The organism is Pseudomonas sp. v388 (genome assembly GCF_003935425.1).
Lineage (GTDB): Bacteria > Pseudomonadota > Gammaproteobacteria > Pseudomonadales > Pseudomonadaceae > Aquipseudomonas.
The window spans coordinates 230,208-247,263 of record NZ_RHQN01000002.1 but is presented as its reverse complement, the minus strand read 5'-3'; the positions used below and the strand labels follow the sequence as shown (position 1 = coordinate 247,263).

Sequence of the window (17,056 nt, the reverse complement as noted above, 5' to 3'; positions counted from 1 at the left end):
ATAAAACCTGAACATAAAAATTGGCACGCAGTCTGCAATATCCCTTTCAACGAAGGTCGTGACACGGCCGGTACGATGAATAGCACTCAGGTGAAGGGAGTTTGCGATGAACAGTCAGCGTATTGCACAGATGCGTATCTCCCCTCTCCATATCCAGCAGGGCCTGTTTCTACTTCTGGCGTTGCTGGTCACCCTGATTGCCATTCAACAGTTCCAGCGTTGGACCCAAGCGAGCGACGCAGCCCTGGTTAAACAGCAGATCATTCACAGCAGTGTTTCCTATCGCGCCGTCAGTGCGCCGATGGTTCACAGCAACGCCCAGAGCATTCGACCTGTCGATGGCCTGGTGTCGGTGAGTGAGGCAGCGCCGCAGGAAAAATGGGTGTTCTGACACGAACCCGAGCAAACCTCAGACAATCTAAACGGCAGTAAAGGAGTATCACCATGTTGAGTTGGGCTATCACGTTTCTGATCATCGCCATTGTCGCTGCTGTACTTGGCTTCGGTGGTATCGCAGGCACGGCTACCGGTATCGCCAAGATTCTGTTCGTTGTATTCCTGGTGATGTTCGTTGTGTCGTTCTTCTTCGGTCGTCGTGGGCGAGGCTGATAATGCGCGCATCCTTCCATTCACTGGCAGCCGCTCTGTTGATGGGCGGCAGTGCCATGGCAGTGGCTGCCAATGATGGACAGGCTCGGGTCAATGAGCTTTTGAGCACCGCTCCTGAGTATCGCGAGACATGGACCCAAGTCGTGCAAAAGGAAGAGCGGCTACCGGACTGGGTGATCAACCTGTCCGGCTCTTCCGAGCAGATGACGGCGGTTACCGAGGATGGCGACCAGTATCTGGTAGGCCCGCTTTGCGAGACAGCCGACACCTGTAAAAGCAAGCGTCTGATCGTGGCGTTCAGCCTCGATAAAGAAGATGCGTACGCGATGTTGGTCGAAGTGCCCGCCGGGCTTCCTTCCGACAAGTCGCCTACCCGTCATGCTACTTACCGTTTTCTGGGCAAGCCTGATGAAGGCATGCAGCAACTGTTGCAGGAACAGCTGCGCAAGGACCCGAACTGGTACTGATCGAACAGGAAAGCATTTTCCTTATCAGGGGCCATGCTTTCTTTCGCTGTGCGATCCGAAGAGGATTCGCGCATGACCAAGGGGCCGGGAAGCGCTGATCGAATGGATCGGCGAGACCTAGGAGCACAGGGAGTGCTCCCGTGAATGGGCCGGGTCAGGAAAAGCTGCCACATCTGTTGACGATATCGGTCTCGATGACATCGAGGTCGAGACCGGAAAAGGATGTGGCGCTTTATATTTTTCTTTTCGCTCAACCGCTTGCAACCGTACATCCAGTAAAGTTTGCGAGATATTTCCTCAAGCGCCCCTGCGCGAACCGCCTCTTTCACTCCCCCCTCTTGCCAAGCTACAGGCGACGTTCTAGCCACGTTCGAGCCGAATCACGGCATTTCAAAATGGCCGATATGCAATGCATTCTGTCGCTTTCATATGCCGATTCGGCATAGGGTAGTCGTTTCTGGCATTAGACGTCGGTTCTTGCCATGGGAATAGTTGCGCCTTTTTCGCGCGCAATAGGGCCTGGATGCCCGCCTGCGTAGACCTTTTGTGGGCATTTTCGAAGAAATACGATTATTGAAACCGCTGTGGAATGGCGTCTTTCAGTGTGTCGTTTTTGGACATGCCCAAGCCATTTGCACAAGGGTAACCGCATGAAGAAGGCAAAACTGAGTCTGGCGTGGCAGATTCTTATCGGACTGGCACTGGGTATCGCGCTGGGCGCTGTACTCAACCACTTTGGCGAAGAGAAGGCCTGGTGGATCAGCAATGTTCTGCAACCCGCCGGTGATATCTTCATCCGCCTGATCAAGATGATCGTCGTGCCAATCGTCGTGGCTTCGCTGGTGGTCGGTATCGCTGGCGTCGGTGATGCGAAAAAGCTCGGGCGAATCGGCCTCAAGACCATCATCTACTTCGAGGTCGTTACCACTATCGCTATTCTGGTGGGCCTGGTACTGGCTAACGTGTTCCAGCCAGGTGCCGGCATCGACATGAGCACGCTGGGTACGGTGGATATTTCCAAGTACACAGCGACCACCGCCGAGGTTCAGCACGATCACGCGTTCGTCGCGACCATCCTCAACCTGATTCCGGCAAACATTTTCGCAGCCATGGCTCGCGCCGACATGCTGCCGATCATTTTCTTCTCGGTGATGTTCGGCCTGGGCCTTTCCAGCCTGCAGGACGACATCCGCATGCCGCTGGTCAAGCTGTTCCAGGGCGTATCGGAAACCATGTTCAAGGTCACGCACATGATCATGAACTATGCGCCCATCGGCGTGTTTGCCCTGATCGCCGTGACCGTCGCCAACTTCGGCTTCTCCTCTTTGCTGCCGCTGGCCAAACTGGTGATCCTGGTTTACGTCGCCATCGCCTTCTTCGCCTTCGTGGTCCTGGGGCTGATCGCCCGTGCATTCGGCTTCTCGGTGATCAGGCTGATGCGGATTTTCAAGGACGAGTTGATTCTGGCCTACTCCACCGCCAGCTCCGAGACCGCGCTGCCGCGTGTCATCAGCAAGATGGAAGCCTATGGCGCACCCAAGGCCATTTGCAGCTTCGTGGTGCCGACCGGCTATTCGTTCAACCTGGACGGCTCGACCCTGTACCAGAGCATCGCGGCCATCTTCATCGCGCAGCTTTACGGCATCGACCTGTCGATCGGCCAGCAGTTGATGCTGGTGCTGACCCTGATGGTGACTTCCAAAGGAATTGCCGGTGTGCCGGGCGTTTCGTTCGTGGTCTTGCTGGCAACCCTGGGCAGCGTCGGCATTCCGCTGGAAGGCCTGGCGTTCATCGCCGGTGTCGACCGCATCATGGACATGGCACGTACCGCGCTGAACGTCATTGGCAACGCTCTGGCCGTGCTGGTCATCGCCCGTTGGGAAGGCATGTACGACGACGCCAAGGGCGAGCGTTACTGGAACTCGCTGCCGCACTGGCGCAGCAAGGACCCAGTCCCTGTTCAAGGCCCTGCCGCCGAGTAGGCATAACGACAAACCCCGGATTTCCGGGGTTTGTCGTTTCTCAGCCATGCAAACTCGTAGAGCGGGCGGCGAGCCGTCTTGCTGGCGAAGACATCATGCCGGGCGACGGAGATGTTCAGGCAGTACCGGCCCTTTCGCCCGCAAGGCGAAACGCCGCACCGGCGGCTCCTACCGGTCGGTTGGTTTCAGATCAATTGACTGAATCAGCCGCATCATTTCCCCCAAGCGACTCACGCCGCTATCATCGCCGCATCTTGTAAAGGACGTATCTGATGCTCAATGGCCTGTGGCTTGGTTTTTTTGTCGTGGCGGCAATCTCCGCGATGGCGCAGTGGCTGGTTGGCGGTAATGCCGGAATCTTTGCCGCGATGGTCGAAAGCATCTTTGCCATGGCCAAGCTGTCCGTCGAAGTCATGGTGCTGCTGTTCGGTACCCTGACGCTGTGGCTGGGTTTTCTGCGCATTGCCGAGAAAGCCGGGATCGTCGACTGGCTGGCCAAGGTGCTCGGCCCGCTGTTCCTGCGCCTGATGCCGGAAGTCCCGCCGGGCCATCCGGCGCTGGGGCTGATCACGCTGAACTTCGCCGCCAATGCGCTGGGCCTGGACAACGCCGCCACACCCATCGGCCTCAAGGCCATGCGCTCGTTGCAGGAGCTGAACCCCAGCGCCACCGCTGCCAGTAATGCGCAGATCCTGTTCCTGGTGCTGAACGCGTCTTCCCTGACGCTGCTTCCGGTAACGATCTTCATGTACCGCGCCCAGCAAGGCGCGCCGGACCCGACACTGGTGTTCCTGCCGATCCTGCTGGCGACCAGCGTCTCTACGTTCGTCGGCCTGCTGTCGGTGGCCTTCATGCAACGGCTGCGGCTCTGGGACCCAGTGGTGCTGGCGTACCTGATTCCCGGCGCATTGCTGCTCGGCGGCTTCATGGCGTTTCTGGCAACACTGTCAGCGGCGGCCCTGGCCGGTTTGTCCTCGATTCTCGGCAACCTGACGTTGTTCGGCCTGATCATGCTGTTCCTGATCATTGGCTCACTGCGTAAGGTGCAAGTCTACGAAGCGTTCGTGGAAGGCGCCAAGGAAGGGTTCGACGTGGCCAGGAGTCTGCTGCCGTATCTGGTCGCGATGCTGTGCGCCGTCGGCGTGCTGCGCGCATCCGGCGCGCTGGATTTCGGCCTGGAAGGCATTCGCCATCTGGTGGAATGGCTGGGCTGGGACACTCGTTTCGTCGATGCGCTACCCACGGCGATGGTCAAACCGTTTTCAGGAAGCGCCGCCCGTGCCCTGCTGATCGAGACCATGCAGACCCAAGGCGTGGACAGCTTCGCGGCCCTGGCCGCAGCAACCATTCAGGGCAGTACCGAAACCACGTTCTATGTCCTGGCGGTGTACTTCGGAGCCGTCGGCATTCAACGCGCGCGCCACGCGGTGGGCTGCGCGCTGCTGGCCGAGTTCTCCGGCGTGGTGGCCGCAATCTTCGTCTGTTACTGGTTCTTCGGCGCTACCGCCAGCTGATCGGTCAGTTTTCGGAGCCTTTCGATGCTTCGGGCGCCGGCTCGGCAGGCGGCGTCTTTGGCGCTTCAGGCTCTGGGGCCGGCGCTTGGGCGTCTCCTCCAGGCTTGAACTTGATCAGCCTGCCGGCTGGTCGGGTGACGGCCGGTTCATTGGTGTCGGTCACCATGAAGCGCAGCACGCCGATCATCTGCCCGTCTTCGGTCAGCACCCTGACCTGCCAGCGGCCGACGACGTCCTGCGAGAAGTTCTGCTTGTGGGTCCAGGCGCGATAGCCTTCCTTGCGCCCGCCATGGATGTCCAGGGCGATACGGTCGACTTCCTTACCCTCGTGGCGCCAGACGTGATAAATCCGCTCCTCAAGCCCACGCGGAGCGTTGATGGCGGTGTAGGCGTACAGCCCGCCGCTGCGCAACTGGCCGGCGCTGATCTGGGAGATGCTTTCGCCGGGTTTGCGGTTCTTGTTGTCGAAATCGGTGCTTACCGCCACCTCGGTCAACCACAGGGTTGCCGGCGGCACCCATGAACGCAACAGCCAGCCACCAGCGCCGATCGCTAGAATCATGACCGGCACGGCCACGGCGCGCCGCCAGTTATTGATCGGAAAGCTGGATGCCAGGCTGGGGAACGACAGCAGCATGGCTACGCCCAGCGCGAGCTTGTAACTCTGCGCGGTAGTGAGGTGCAGAATGATCGGCAGCGCCGTCAACAACGCCGCAAACAGCGTCAACGTGTGCAGCGCCATGAACAGCCAGCGCCGTGGCGCCAGCCACTTGTAGTACAGCGGATCGATGATCGAGATCAGCCCGGCAGCGCCGAGGAAGGCGGTGAAAATGGCCTGCCCGCTGTTCCAGGTGGTGGTGATGAAGAAGAACGGCAGGACGAAGAACAGGCTTTCCTGATGGATCATCTGGGTGCCGTAGCGCAACAATCCCTGGGGAATTTCCTTGCCGAAGCGCTTGTTGAACAGGCTGACGATAGAGTTCTCCACCATCAGCCAGACCCAGCTGATCAGCATGACCACCGCGATCCAGGTCGCCAGCCCCGCCTGCCGGTCGACGAGAATGAAGCTGGCGATACCCGAAATGAAACCACCCGCCGCAATGATGCCGGGATAGCGCTTCATCAGTTCGAGTACCCGCGTGAGGTAGCTTTTCCATTCAGGCATCAGAGCGCTTCACTTTGGTCATCGGGGATCGGAAAACCGCGAAGCATATCAAGGCCGTCGCGGTTCCTGTCATTTCATCGGTTGCGGCCACGCACCCGCCAGCTCCAGAGCGCCGCCAGCACAATCAGGCCGACGACGGCAGCAAGTACCCATAGCAGGCCGTCATAGCCCAGCAGCGGTTTTTCGATGCGCAGGTAACCCGGCTGGTCCAGCAGTTGGCGCATGGCGCGGTTGGCGTTTTCCAGGCTGACGGCCTTGATGCGCTTGGCGGGATCGGCGAAACGGCCGTTCTCGTAGTCATTGAGCGCACTCCAGTAATAATCGGCCAGGGAACTGTTGCCCTGTACCGCCCAGGCCTGACGCGCGATCGCGGCGTCCTTGAGGCGGTTGAACATCGCCGGCTGCATGCCCTCTTTGCGCAATGTGTCGATCAGCGCACCCAGAGCGCGCTCGGCCTGCTCCAGGTCATCGCGTTCCAGGTCGGCATTGAGGCTCAGGAAACCCGTGTCGCCGAAGACTTCACGGTCGGCGGAAGGCCCGTAGGACAAACCGTGCCTGAGCCGCAAATCGGTGTAGAGCGCCCAGTCCAGGTAGGCTTTGACCAAGTCCCAGGTTTCGTCGTGCTGCTCGTCAAGCTGCGGCTCGGTGAAGATCAGGTGCAGTTTTGCACCATCGCCCAGGCCGCCACGCTCCAGCTCCTGACGCTGCGGCGCGGCTTCACTGATGGACGCCAACGGAGGATGCGCAATCGGGTCTGTCGGATTGAGCTGGCCGTAGACGCGCTCCAGGTAACTGGGCAGCAATTTGTCCAGATCGCCCACCATGATGAGCGTCATATTGTTGGGCGCGTACCAGGCGGCGAAGACCTCTTCGACCTGCTCAAGGGAAATTCTGTCGACTTGCGGGCGTTCCGGGCACTTGAGGCCCAGCTCTACCGCCAGTTCGCTGGTGGCACCGTGGGCGGTCTGGCGCCGATCCAGCAGCTGTCGCAGATGCGAGGAATGGCCGCCATCCTCGCGCTCGACGATGCGCTTCACGGTATCAAGGCGCGCCTGGTCCAGTTCGGTATGAGCCAGGACTTCCATCAGCAGGTCCAGCACCTTGCGCTGGTTGCGCGCCGGCGCCTCGATCACGAACGTGGTGTCGGTGTCACTGGTGAACGCATTCCATTCGCCGCCCAATGCCTGCATGCGCTCTTCAAGCGCACCTTCGCCACCGTCATCTATGCCGCTGAACAGTAAATGCTCCAACAGATGAGGCAGTTCCTTGTCCGCGCAGGGAAAATCATCGAGGCCGATGCCCACCACCAACCGGATGGCGACGTGGCCTTTTTCATAGCCAGGCTTGAGCAGTACCTGCAAACCGTTGGGCAACAGATAGCCCTCGACCTGAAGCCGATCCAGGGCTTGCGCAGAAAGTGAACTCAGGAAAAGACAAACGAACAGCAGGCAACGCATAAAACAGCTTTCCTTGCGGGCCGGTATGTTCAACAGACTTCCACCTGTCGCGTATGTTCACCGCGATTGTTCGACCGCGCTTTCACCCGCCAGCGCACCGGTGTCGGCAGTTTCCAGAACCGCATAGGCACTGGCGCAGAACAGCGAGTTGAGGCGCTTCATGTCGGCCATCAGTTCCAGATGCAACGAGCTGGTCTCGATGCTCTGCACTACCTTGCGTTGCAGGCGGTTCACATGCGCATGAGCGAGGCGCCGTTCCTGAGCGCGGAAGCGACGTTTTTCCCGCAACAGCTGGCGTGCGCTTTCCGGGTCGCCACTGAGAAATACCGACAGGCCAAGGCGAAGATTGGACTGCAGCTGGATTTGCAGATCGGCCAGTTCCTCCAGCCCGGTATCGGAAAACGAGCGGCGCTGGGAGGTCTTCTGCTGCTGAATCTTGCGCAACATGCGTTCGATCAGGCCGCTGGCCAGCTCAAGGTTGATGGTCAGTTCGATGATTTCGGCCCAACGCCGGTTGTCCTGCTCGCCCAGCTCTTCGCGCGGCATCTGCGCCAGGTACAGTTTGATCGCGTTGTAGAGCGCTTCGACGTCGTCACCCAGGCGACGAACCTCTTGCGTCACGGCGGTCTGGGTACCGCGCAACACGGCCAGCATGGAGCCAAGCATGTTTTCCACGCGGTCGCCCATCCGCAGTGTTTCGCGTACCGCGTTGGCCAGGGCCAGGCTGGGTGTGGATAAAGCGGCAAGGTCCAGATGCCGAGGCTTGGCCAGGCCGCCCACTTCGTGTTGTTGCGGCAGCAACGCCGAGCATAGCCGCGCCATCGGGCCGACGGTAGGCAGCATGATCAGGCAGCGTGCGGAGTTGTAGAGCAAGTGGAAACCGATCACCAGCTCCTGAGGCTGGAAACCCAAGGTATCGACCCAGGCGACCAGCGGATCAAGCACAGGAATGATCAACAGCAGGCCCAGCAATTTGTAGAGCAGACTGCCCAGCGCCACCTGCCGTCCAGCCACGTTCTGCATGCTGGTACTGAGAAACGCGAGCAGGCCGCTGCCGATGTTGGCACCGATCACCAGCCCGATTGCCACCGGCAAGCCGATGATCTCGGCACCGGCAAGGGTCGCGGTCAGCAGGACCGCCGCCAGGCTGGAGTAAGAAATCAGGGCGAACATCGCGCCAACCAGCGCATCGAGCAGCAGGTCGCCGGTCAACGACGCAAACAGCACTTTGACCCCTGCGGCCTGGGTAATCGGCGCGGCGGCCGCCACGATCAGTTGCAAGGCCAGAATGATCAGGCCCAGACCAATCCCGACCCGACCCAACTGACCGGCGCGGGTCTGCTTGCGGGACAGGAAAAACACTACGCCGAGAAAGATCAGCAACGGCGACAGCCAGGACAAATCGAAGGTCAGCACGCGGGACATCAGCGCCGTACCGACGTCGGCACCGAGCATGATCGCCAACGCCGGCGTCAGCCCCATCAGGCCCTGACCGACGAACGAGGTCACCAGCATCGCGGTCGCGTTGCTGCTCTGTACCAGCGCGGTCACCAGAATGCCCGAGACGAACGCCAACGGTCGGTTGGTCATGTTCTGGCTGAGCACCCGGCGCAACTGCGAGCCGTACACGCGCAGGATGCCGGTTCGCACGATGTGCGTGCCCCAGATAAGAAGCGCAACCGCTGAAAGCAGATCGAGCAGGGTCAGCATACTGAAAGCCCCCCTGATATCACCCGACTAAGGTGAAGGATTTACGATATAGCGTGTAGCGAGCGGAACGAGGGTGTGGTGCTCAACTAAGCTGTAGTCGGCCTTGGGCCTTGACGCCAGCATCGCATAGCTGTGAAGCCATTGAAATAAAACTGTCATAAATTGCTGCGCGCTTCGGCGATAGCCATCCGTTTCATGATCAGGACGCTCATAGCGAACGCCCTGAACCGCCATCATCCGCGCAAAGAGATGACTCAATTGCTCAGAAAGCGTGCCACGATCTTTTCACCTGAGACTGCCATCGCGGTAGCCACCAGCTTGCCATCCGGCTGCCGGGCCAGAGCGTAGGTTTCCGTCCCCGAGACCTCTTGCCACCCTGACCTGTTGCCGTAGCCAAGATCTGGCGAGCCATCGAGAAAATATCGGACCAGCGCGATATTGCCCATTTCTCCCAGAAGGACAACACCGTCGTCGTCAATAACCATATCCTTGAGGATAAGTTTGAAACTGCTTGCCCCCAATTTCACATCCAATGGCTGACCGCCGTTGAATTCGACATCGGGCTCTCCTTGACGGGTATAGCTTCTCAGAACACCACTCCAATCCCCGTTAACTTTTTTATTGGCGCCTATCAACAACTTTTCCTCAGCACCATGCAATGCCATCGCGGTAACGTGGCCACCATCGAGCCCTTCGAATAGCACATACCCACTGCTGCCAAACCCGTTGTCCAACGTACCGTCCGGTAAGTAGCGGGCTACATAACCTCGACCCCCAGGAACATTCTCCATCTGACCGGTCAATAGAATCTTGCCGTCCGCCTGTATCAGATGCTGATCTGCGATATTGAGCGGCGGTTTGGGATAGACCCAGCCCCGTTCGCCAAAGCTTTCGTCCAACGAGCCGTCGGATTTCAATCGCCCCAAAACGCTGAAGCGTGTCCAGGGCGCGCCCACTTTTGTCTGCACTTCGAGTACGCCGGAAAACATGATCTTGCCGTCAGGCAGTGGCGTGACTTTGAAACCGAAGAACTCGATAGGCATGTCAGGCGGTCCGCCAGCCGGCGTGTGCTGGCTCTCAGTCGTGGACTTGGGAGGCGGGAAATCCAGATAGACGAAGCCCTTCTCCCCAAACCCGCTGTCAATTCGTCCCTCTGTCGTGTATTGCACCAGTGCCACTTTACGAGGGACCGCGTCTGTCCCTTGAGGCAGGTAATGTCCAGAGAGCAGGATGCTTTTTTCATCTCTGATTGCAACAGATGCGCCCCAGGATTCAGCATCCTCTTTGAATTGGCCCTGAACCAGCCCATGCCTGCCAAAGGCGGGGTCAGGTGTACCGTCGTTCAACAACCGGGCAAGGCAATAGAAGTTTTTCTCGTGTTCGCGGACCAGATGCCTTAATGCCACGGTGATACTTCCATCAGAACTCAGCGCGAGCCTGTTGATGGAGAGCATCCCATACGGGTCAGTGGTAAACGTGAAGATGCCGTTGGTTGCAAAGTCCGGGTCCAGACTGCCCGGCGCAAGAGGCTGTGAAGTGTCCATTTCAGTTGTTCTCCGTTAGTCACATGAACCGGACGCAATCAAGCCTTGGGTTACATGTCAACCAGTGAGCAACTTGATGGTCCGTCACGTCGAGTCTGCGGCACCCCCCAGGCTTGCGCTACTGACAGAACTGTCAGTCCATGCCTTTACCTTGCGACGGCACTTTGCGATTTGCCCTCGCCATACGCATCTTGATATTGATCGTCTCCACCGCCAGCGAGAAAACCATCGCAAAGTAAACGTAGCCCTTGGGCACATGCACGCCGAACGCCTCGGCGATCAGTACAGTGCCGACCAGCGTCAGGAAAGACAGCGCCAGCATCTTGAGCGAAGGGTGTTTATCGATGAAGTCGCTGATGGTGCCGGAACTCCACATCATCACCAGCACTGCAACCACGATGGCGGCAATCATCACCGGAATGTCGGACACCATGCCGACGGCGGTGATGACCGAGTCGAGGGAGAACACGATGTCGATGATCGCGATCTGGATGATGGTGTAGAAGAACCGGCCATTGCCGGCCTTGGGCTCTTCGGCGGGCTCATCGTCGCCTTCCAGGCCGTGATAGATCTCCTGCGAACTCTTCCAGAGCAGGAACAGCCCGCCGAAGAACAGGATCAGGTCGCGACCGGAAAAGCCTTCGCCCATCACCGAAAACAGGTCGGTGGTCAGGCGCATGACCCAGGTGATCGACAGCAGGAGCATGATCCGCGTGACCATCGCCAGCGCCAGCCCGACAATGCGGGTCCGGGGTTGCATGGCCTTGGGCATGTGACTGACCAGGATCGAGATCATGATGATGTTGTCGATACCCAGGACGATTTCCAGCAGGGTCAGGGTAAAGAATGCAACCCATATCTCGGGATTGGCCAGCCACTCCATCGCAAGCTCCTTGAACGTGAAGGCTCGCCGTCCGACCGACGGCGAGCCTGCGAGTCAGAGCTTATAGACTGCTGAAGAACGGGAAAATGCCCATCAGCAATGCTGCGACCATGATGCACAAGCAGACCAGCACGGCCCACTTGAGGGTGAAGCGCTGGTGATCGCCGAAATCGATCCCGGCCAGGGCGACCAGCAGGTAGGTCGAAGGCACCAGCGGGCTGAGCAAATGCACCGGCTGACCAACGATCGAGGCACGCGCCATGTCTACCGGGCTGATGCCGTAGTGAGCGGCAGCTTCGGCCAGCACTGGAAGTACGCCGTAGTAGAACGCGTCGTTGGACATGAAGAAGGTGAACGGCATGCTCACCAGCGCCGTGATCACCGCCAGGTACGGACCCAACGCGTCGGGAATCACCGCCAGCAGGCTCTGGGACATGGCGTCCACCATCTTGGTGCCGCTCAGGATCCCGGTGAAAATGCCGGCTGCGAAAATCAGACCGACGACCGCCAGAACGCTGCCGGCGTGGGCCGAGATCCGCTCTTTCTGGTCTTCGAGGTTCGGGTAGTTGATGATCATCGCGATACTGAACGCGATCATGAACAGCACCGGCAAGGGCAGCAGGCCCATGATCAGGGCAACCATCAACGCCAGGGTCAGGCCGGCGTTGAACCAGAGCATTTTCGGGCGGCGGGCGTCAGGAAACTGCGAAACGCAGATTTCACTGTGATCGACTTCATCACCCGGCAGATGCAGCTCACCCAGGCGGGCGCGTTCCCGCTTGCCATAGAAGTAGGCGATAGCCAGGATCGCCACGACGCCCGCCAGCATGGCCGGAATCATCGGCACGAAGATATCCGAAGCGTCTACGTGCAGGGCGCTTGCCGCACGCGCGGTCGGGCCGCCCCAGGGCGTCATGTTCATCACGCCGCCGGCCAGAATGATCAGGCCGGCCATGATCCGCGGGCTCATGCCGACGCGGCTGTACAGCGGCAGCATCGCTGCGACGCAGATCATGTAGGTGGTGGCGCCGTCACCATCCAGTGAAACCACCAATGCCAACACAGCAGTGCCGACGGAGATGCGCACCGGGTCGCCCTTCACCATTTTCAGGATCTTGCGCACGGCCGGGTCGAACAGGCCGGAGTCGATCATCAGGGCGAAATAGAGAATGGCGAACATCAGCATGACGCCAGTGGGCGCCAGCTTGGAGATGCCGGCGAGCATCATGGGCCCGATCTCGGAGGCAAAGCCGCCGAACAAGGCGAAAACAATGGGCACGAGAATCAAGGCAATCAGCGCGCTCAGGCGCTTGCTCATGATCAGGTACATGAACGCAATGACCATGGCAAAGCCAAGGAAAGTCAGCATGGGAATACTCCAGACGTAATACGGCTCAGAAGAAACGAACGAGTCAGCTCAGCGGGAGCGGTACGTGGAGTGGGGGCGCAAGGAGGGAGCAACGAGGGGTATCAGCAAGCATCAGAATCACCATTATTGTTGTTCATCGGGCCGGGAATCACGGTTGATGTGTTCCAGGCTGACCGGTCTTTTGCCGGAAGTGACTTGATCCTAATCGGACAAGCTTTCGCTCACCTTTCAGACAACCGATGGGCCGATCCGATTGTCACAAGCGGTATCGACCTGCGACGGGAGAGGGAAATGGAACAGATTCATACCGGCGGCTGCCATTGCGGCAGCCTGCGCTATCAATTCGATGCTCCGCTGGTGGACATCGCTCACTGCCACTGCTCGATTTGCCGCCGCACGTCGGGCGGGACCGTCATGAGCTGGGTCACCGTGCCTCTGGCGTCGTTTCACTGGCTTGCGGGAAGCCCCGCCGCGTATGACTCCGGCCCGACCTGCGTGCGCTACTTTTGCGGCAACTGCGGTGCACACCTGGCGCTGTTCACTCGCAACAGCCCCGAAGAAATCGACGTCACCATCGCCACGCTGGATCATCCGGAACAGGCAGCCGCGTCTCGCCATATCTGGATCGAAAACCGATTGCCGTGGTTGCGTCTGGATGAGCACCTTCCCGGCCGGGAAGGCGAAGCTTCGTAGGAACCGATCTGTCCGCGAAAGGGCCTGAACAGACGCATCATGTGTATCGTCCGTACTGCCGTCTTCGCGGACAGGTCCGCTCCTATATGTAACCAGACATCAATGCCCGAACTGCGAAGCCAGTTCGCGCAGCATGACTTCCGCTTCGAGCACCTTGCGCACCGACTCAGTAGCTTTTTCACGGCTCAGGCCCAGGCGCTCGAACAGCTCGTCCGGGATTTCCTCCTGCGGGCCGGAACCCACGCCATTGGCGCGCAGCAGGCGCACGGCGAGGAACACCAGGTTGGCATACTCGCAGTGCTCGCCGGCGTAATGCGGGTCGTGCTGGAAGCGCAGGGCGGTGGCCAGTTCGTCCGGCATGTCCCAGTAACGCATTAACCAGGCGCCGATCTGCTCGCGAGTGATGCCCAGCAGATGATGCTCCACATAGCTGTGATGCAGGTGCGGATTGACTTCCAGCTGACGGCAGATCAGCGAGAAATGCGGCGGGAATACATGGGCCAGCAGCAGGTAGCCAAAGTTGTGCAACAGCCCGGCCAGATAGGTCAGGCCACCTTCGGGACGCTTGGCACGCGGAATGGCGCGGGTCAGGCCTTCGATGACGGCTGCGGTGTAGATCGACTGCTGCCAGTAAGGCGTGGTCTGTTGCGGATGATCCTTGGGCAGGCTCAACGTCTTGCCCAGCGCCAGACCCAGCGCCAGGTTGATCACCAGGTCGAAGCCAAGCACGCGCACGATGGCGTCTTCAACCGAACGGATCTTGCCGGTGGAGGCGTAATAAGGCGAAGCGGCCCAGCTGACTACCTGCGCCGCCAGCGCCGGGTCGGTTTCCACCACACCGGTGATGTCGTCGATGGTTGCATCGGGGTCGACGCGCAATTTGATGATTTTTTGTGCCGTTCCGGCCAGCGGCGGAATCTCCAAGGTCGCTTCCAGACGCTGCTGGATGCGGCGGGCGGTAAACGCCGTCATGGCCTGGGTGATTTCCGCGCGGTCGTCGTCCGGACGGTCCAGGTTCGGCCGGATGGCGCCAGCGAGTTCGCCGAAGTGGGCAGCGCTGGCCTTGCTCAGCATGCCCTTGAAATCGTCGCTGGCGATTTCCAGCAGGACGCCGGGTTCGCCCGAGCCCACCAGCAACAAAGGCTCCTGAAGCAGGCGATCGTCATACAGGCATGGCGAACTGGTCAGCGCCGGCAAACCCGGCAACTGATGCAGATTGTGCTTGGCGAGCATGCGCAACAGCCGCTCGTGGGGCACCGCAGCGAGCTGGCGACCGGTCAATTCGGTGATCCGGCCCAGATCGAGCAACTGGCTTTGCGGGAACAGAATCAGAAGCGCCCCGACTGCGTCTTCGACCAACACCGCCTGGACTTTGCTCGCAGCAGGCAAGCCGGGGGCATCCACGACTTCCCTGTAGCTGATGGACAATTTTTCGAGCAATTGCCGAATGACGGACGGCGCGTGGTGCGAATCACTGACGTGGGCAACTTCTGTCATGGTCTTTGTCCAATTTCCTACAGTCGTGGAAGTATAACCAGCTTACTCACTTCAAGTCGTTTGCGCTTCTGAAAGCGTTGTTTGCGTCACACCTGTCCGTATTGCTGGCCATGGCGCAGCCAGCGCTCCAGCAGCGGGCTGACATGTTGCGGCCACCGTTCCAGCAGTGCCTGGGCCGCGTCACGAACGGCCGGGAGCAGGTCGGCATCGCGCATCAGATCAGCGACCTTGAACTGCAGCAAGCCCGTTTGTCGAGTACCGAGCATTTCGCCAGGGCCACGCAACTCCAGATCTTTCTCGGCAATCACGAAGCCATCGTTGGTCTCGCGCATGATGCCCAGGCGCTGGCGACCGATCTGGGAAAGCGGCGGATGATAAAGCAACACGCAGTGGCTGACGGCGCTGCCGCGTCCGACCCGGCCGCGCAGCTGGTGAAGTTGCGCAAGCCCCAGGCGCTCGGGGTTCTCGATGATCATCAGGCTGGAATTGGGCACGTCGACACCCACTTCGATGACCGTGGTCGCCACCAGCAACTGCAATGCGCCTTGCTTGAACTCAGCCATGATCGCGGCCTTTTCCACCGGCTTCATGCGTCCGTGAATCAACCCGACCCGCAATTCACCCAAGGCGCTGCTCAGCTCTTCGAAAGTGGTTTCAGCGGCCTTGCAGGTCAGCTCTTCGGATTCTTCGATCAGGGTACAGACCCAGTAGGCTTGGCGCCCTTCGGCACACGCAGCGCGAACCCGCTCGATGACTTCGATGCGTCGGCTGTCCGCCACCAGCACGGTGTTGACCGGCGTTCGACCCGGCGGCAGCTCGTCGAGAATCGAGGTGTCGAGATCGGCATAGGCGCTCATCGCCAGCGTGCGCGGGATCGGCGTGGCAGTCATGATCAATTGGTGCGGACACATCATGCCGCCCACGCCTTTCTTGCGCAGCGCCAGACGCTGCTGGACACCGAAGCGGTGTTGCTCGTCGATGATGACCAGCGCCAGATTCTTGAACTTCACCTCGTCCTGAAACAGCGCGTGGGTGCCGACCACCATGGGCGTGCCGTTGGCGATCTGCTCCAGTGAAGTGACACGGGCCTTGCCCTTGAGCTTGCCCGCCAGCCAGGCCACGTCCACACCCAGCGGCTCCAGCCAACGCTGAAAATTGATGTAGTGCTGCTCGGCGAGAATCTCGGTCGGCGCCATCAGCGCCACCTGATACCCCGCTTCAAGCGCCTGCAACGCCGCCAGTGCCGCGACCACCGTCTTGCCCGAACCCACGTCGCCCTGGATCAGGCGCAGCATCGGCTCGGGCTGACTCAGGTCGTAGGCCACTTCCTTGCCGACCCTCTGCTGCGCGCCGGTGGGCGGAAAACCGAGGTTGGCGAGAAACTGTTTCGGCAGTTTCTTCGCCGGCGGCAAGGCGGGCGCGTGTTGCGCACGAAGGCTTTCCCGCAGGCGCTGCTGCGAGAGTTGATGGGTCAACAATTCTTCGAAGGCCAGCCGGTGCTGCGCCCAATGGTGCCCAAGCGCCAGCTCATCGACGTCGGCATCGGCCGGCGGGTGGTGCAGGTAGCGAATCGCATCGTCGAGCGGTGCCAGCTGATAATCTCGTGCCAGCTCTTCAGGCAGCCAGTCCGGCAGGCTCTTGGGACCGAGCATCGCAAGGCTCTGCTGGCATAGCTGGCGCAGGCGTTGCTGGGTCAGCCCTTCGGTAGTGGGATAAATCGGGGTCAGCGTCTGCTCGACCGGCGCAGGCTCGTCGCCGGTCAGTGCGCGGTATTCGGGATGATAGATCTCAAGGCCCGACGCACCCGGGCGAGCTTCGCCGAAACAGCGCAGCAGAGTGCCGCGCTTCATGCTGTCTTTCTGGGCATTGCTGAAATGGTAGAAACGCAGGCTGACGACACCGGAGCCATCGCCCAGCCGCACCAGCAGACTGCGCCGCTTGCCCATCACCACATCAGCACCGCTGACCACACCTTCAATCACCGCGTCCTGCCCGGGACGCAAGGCGCCTATCGGGACAACGCGGGTACGGTCCTGATAACGCAGCGGCAGGTGGAACAGCACATCCTGCAGGTTTTCCAGACCGACCTTGGCCAGTTTTTCAGCCATGGCTTCGCCGACGCCCTTGAGCGCCGTGACCGAGACTTTAGAAAGCTCGCTCATGTCT

General features: G+C 60.0%; 14 protein-coding genes. 6 read left to right on the top strand and 8 right to left on the bottom strand.

What is annotated here, in order from left to right; genetic code table 11:
- Positions 1 to 106 precede the first annotated feature (106 nt).
- The 5 genes from EGJ27_RS05285 (at position 107) to EGJ27_RS05265 (ending at position 4,572) form a co-directional block, all read left to right on the top strand.
- Complete coding sequence (locus EGJ27_RS05285; protein WP_125829678.1) at positions 107 to 391, top strand: hypothetical protein; 285 nt, start codon at positions 107 to 109, stop codon at positions 389 to 391.
- A 53-nt stretch (positions 392 to 444) separates the two neighbouring features.
- Positions 445 to 609 (top strand): DUF1328 domain-containing protein, encoded by a 165-nt coding sequence (locus EGJ27_RS05280; RefSeq protein WP_002555679.1) that lies wholly within the window; start codon positions 445 to 447, stop codon positions 607 to 609.
- 2 nt (positions 610 to 611) lie between these two features.
- On the top strand, positions 612 to 1,076 hold the full coding sequence (locus EGJ27_RS05275) for an inhibitor of vertebrate lysozyme family protein (protein WP_125829677.1): 465 nt from the start codon (positions 612 to 614) through the stop codon (positions 1,074 to 1,076).
- Between the two features lie 650 nt (positions 1,077 to 1,726).
- Positions 1,727 to 3,058, top strand: a complete 1,332-nt coding sequence (gene gltP, locus EGJ27_RS05270; protein ID WP_125829676.1) for a glutamate/aspartate:proton symporter GltP — start codon at positions 1,727 to 1,729, stop codon at positions 3,056 to 3,058.
- 272 nt (positions 3,059 to 3,330) lie between these two features.
- Positions 3,331 to 4,572 carry a nucleoside recognition domain-containing protein gene (locus tag EGJ27_RS05265; protein ID WP_125829675.1) on the top strand — a complete coding sequence of 414 codons (1,242 nt, stop codon included), beginning with the start codon at positions 3,331 to 3,333 and terminating at the stop codon, positions 4,570 to 4,572.
- Positions 4,573 to 4,576: 4 nt separating this feature from the next.
- Here EGJ27_RS05265 and EGJ27_RS05260 read toward each other — a convergent pair whose 3' ends face one another.
- From EGJ27_RS05260 to EGJ27_RS05235, 6 genes are all read right to left on the bottom strand, one after another.
- Positions 4,577 to 5,737 carry a DUF5924 family protein gene (locus EGJ27_RS05260; protein WP_125829674.1) on the bottom strand — a complete coding sequence of 387 codons (1,161 nt, stop codon included), beginning with the start codon at positions 5,735 to 5,737 and terminating at the stop codon, positions 4,577 to 4,579.
- 74 nt (positions 5,738 to 5,811) lie between these two features.
- Positions 5,812 to 7,194, bottom strand: coding sequence for a pitrilysin family protein (locus EGJ27_RS05255; RefSeq protein WP_125829673.1), 1,383 nt, complete (start codon positions 7,192 to 7,194; stop codon positions 5,812 to 5,814).
- A 57-nt stretch (positions 7,195 to 7,251) separates the two neighbouring features.
- Positions 7,252 to 8,904 carry a Na/Pi cotransporter family protein gene (locus EGJ27_RS05250; RefSeq protein WP_125829672.1) on the bottom strand — a complete coding sequence of 551 codons (1,653 nt, stop codon included), beginning with the start codon at positions 8,902 to 8,904 and terminating at the stop codon, positions 7,252 to 7,254.
- Positions 8,905 to 9,158: 254 nt separating this feature from the next.
- Complete coding sequence (locus EGJ27_RS05245; RefSeq protein WP_125829671.1) at positions 9,159 to 10,448, bottom strand: hypothetical protein; 1,290 nt, start codon at positions 10,446 to 10,448, stop codon at positions 9,159 to 9,161.
- Between the two features lie 133 nt (positions 10,449 to 10,581).
- Complete coding sequence (locus tag EGJ27_RS05240; protein WP_125829670.1) at positions 10,582 to 11,331, bottom strand: TerC family protein; 750 nt, start codon at positions 11,329 to 11,331, stop codon at positions 10,582 to 10,584.
- A gap of 61 nt (positions 11,332 to 11,392) precedes the next feature.
- A complete protein-coding gene (locus EGJ27_RS05235; protein ID WP_125829669.1) occupies positions 11,393 to 12,700 on the bottom strand; it encodes a CitMHS family transporter in 1,308 nt (435 codons plus the stop codon).
- 291 nt (positions 12,701 to 12,991) lie between these two features.
- Here EGJ27_RS05235 and EGJ27_RS05230 point away from each other — a divergent pair, with 291 nt between their 5' ends.
- On the top strand, positions 12,992 to 13,393 hold the full coding sequence (locus EGJ27_RS05230) for a GFA family protein (RefSeq protein WP_125829668.1): 402 nt from the start codon (positions 12,992 to 12,994) through the stop codon (positions 13,391 to 13,393).
- A gap of 99 nt (positions 13,394 to 13,492) precedes the next feature.
- Here the strand turns inward: EGJ27_RS05230 and EGJ27_RS05225 are convergent, their stop codons facing one another.
- Together EGJ27_RS05225 and recG are read right to left on the bottom strand one after the other, a co-directional pair.
- Entirely contained in the window at positions 13,493 to 14,890 is a 1,398-nt protein-coding gene (locus EGJ27_RS05225; protein WP_125829667.1) for an aminoacyl-tRNA deacylase and HDOD domain-containing protein, read from the bottom strand.
- Between the two features lie 86 nt (positions 14,891 to 14,976).
- Complete coding sequence (gene recG / locus EGJ27_RS05220) at positions 14,977 to 17,052, bottom strand: ATP-dependent DNA helicase RecG (protein WP_125829666.1); 2,076 nt, start codon at positions 17,050 to 17,052, stop codon at positions 14,977 to 14,979.
- Positions 17,053 to 17,056: the final 4 nt, after the last annotated feature.

What these genes read in the sequence shown, in the direction of transcription:
- EGJ27_RS05240 (WP_125829670.1), bottom strand. Translation starts at nt 11,331, where the DNA reads ATGGAGTGGCTGGCCAATCCCGAGATATGGGTTGCATTCTTTACCCTG.
- EGJ27_RS05265 (WP_125829675.1), top strand. Translation starts at nt 3,331, where the DNA reads ATGCTCAATGGCCTGTGGCTTGGTTTTTTTGTCGTGGCGGCAATCTCC.
- EGJ27_RS05280 (WP_002555679.1), top strand. Translation starts at nt 445, where the DNA reads ATGTTGAGTTGGGCTATCACGTTTCTGATCATCGCCATTGTCGCTGCT.
- EGJ27_RS05260 (WP_125829674.1), bottom strand. Translation starts at nt 5,737, where the DNA reads ATGCCTGAATGGAAAAGCTACCTCACGCGGGTACTCGAACTGATGAAG.
- EGJ27_RS05285 (WP_125829678.1), top strand. Translation starts at nt 107, where the DNA reads ATGAACAGTCAGCGTATTGCACAGATGCGTATCTCCCCTCTCCATATC.
- EGJ27_RS05275 (WP_125829677.1), top strand. Translation starts at nt 612, where the DNA reads ATGCGCGCATCCTTCCATTCACTGGCAGCCGCTCTGTTGATGGGCGGC.
- EGJ27_RS05245 (WP_125829671.1), bottom strand. Translation starts at nt 10,448, where the DNA reads ATGGACACTTCACAGCCTCTTGCGCCGGGCAGTCTGGACCCGGACTTT.
- EGJ27_RS05230 (WP_125829668.1), top strand. Translation starts at nt 12,992, where the DNA reads ATGGAACAGATTCATACCGGCGGCTGCCATTGCGGCAGCCTGCGCTAT.
- EGJ27_RS05235 (WP_125829669.1), bottom strand. Translation starts at nt 12,700, where the DNA reads ATGCTGACTTTCCTTGGCTTTGCCATGGTCATTGCGTTCATGTACCTG.
- EGJ27_RS05225 (WP_125829667.1), bottom strand. Translation starts at nt 14,890, where the DNA reads ATGACAGAAGTTGCCCACGTCAGTGATTCGCACCACGCGCCGTCCGTC.
- EGJ27_RS05255 (WP_125829673.1), bottom strand. Translation starts at nt 7,194, where the DNA reads ATGCGTTGCCTGCTGTTCGTTTGTCTTTTCCTGAGTTCACTTTCTGCG.
- gltP (WP_125829676.1), top strand. Translation starts at nt 1,727, where the DNA reads ATGAAGAAGGCAAAACTGAGTCTGGCGTGGCAGATTCTTATCGGACTG.
- EGJ27_RS05250 (WP_125829672.1), bottom strand. Translation starts at nt 8,904, where the DNA reads ATGCTGACCCTGCTCGATCTGCTTTCAGCGGTTGCGCTTCTTATCTGG.
- recG (WP_125829666.1), bottom strand. Translation starts at nt 17,052, where the DNA reads ATGAGCGAGCTTTCTAAAGTCTCGGTCACGGCGCTCAAGGGCGTCGGC.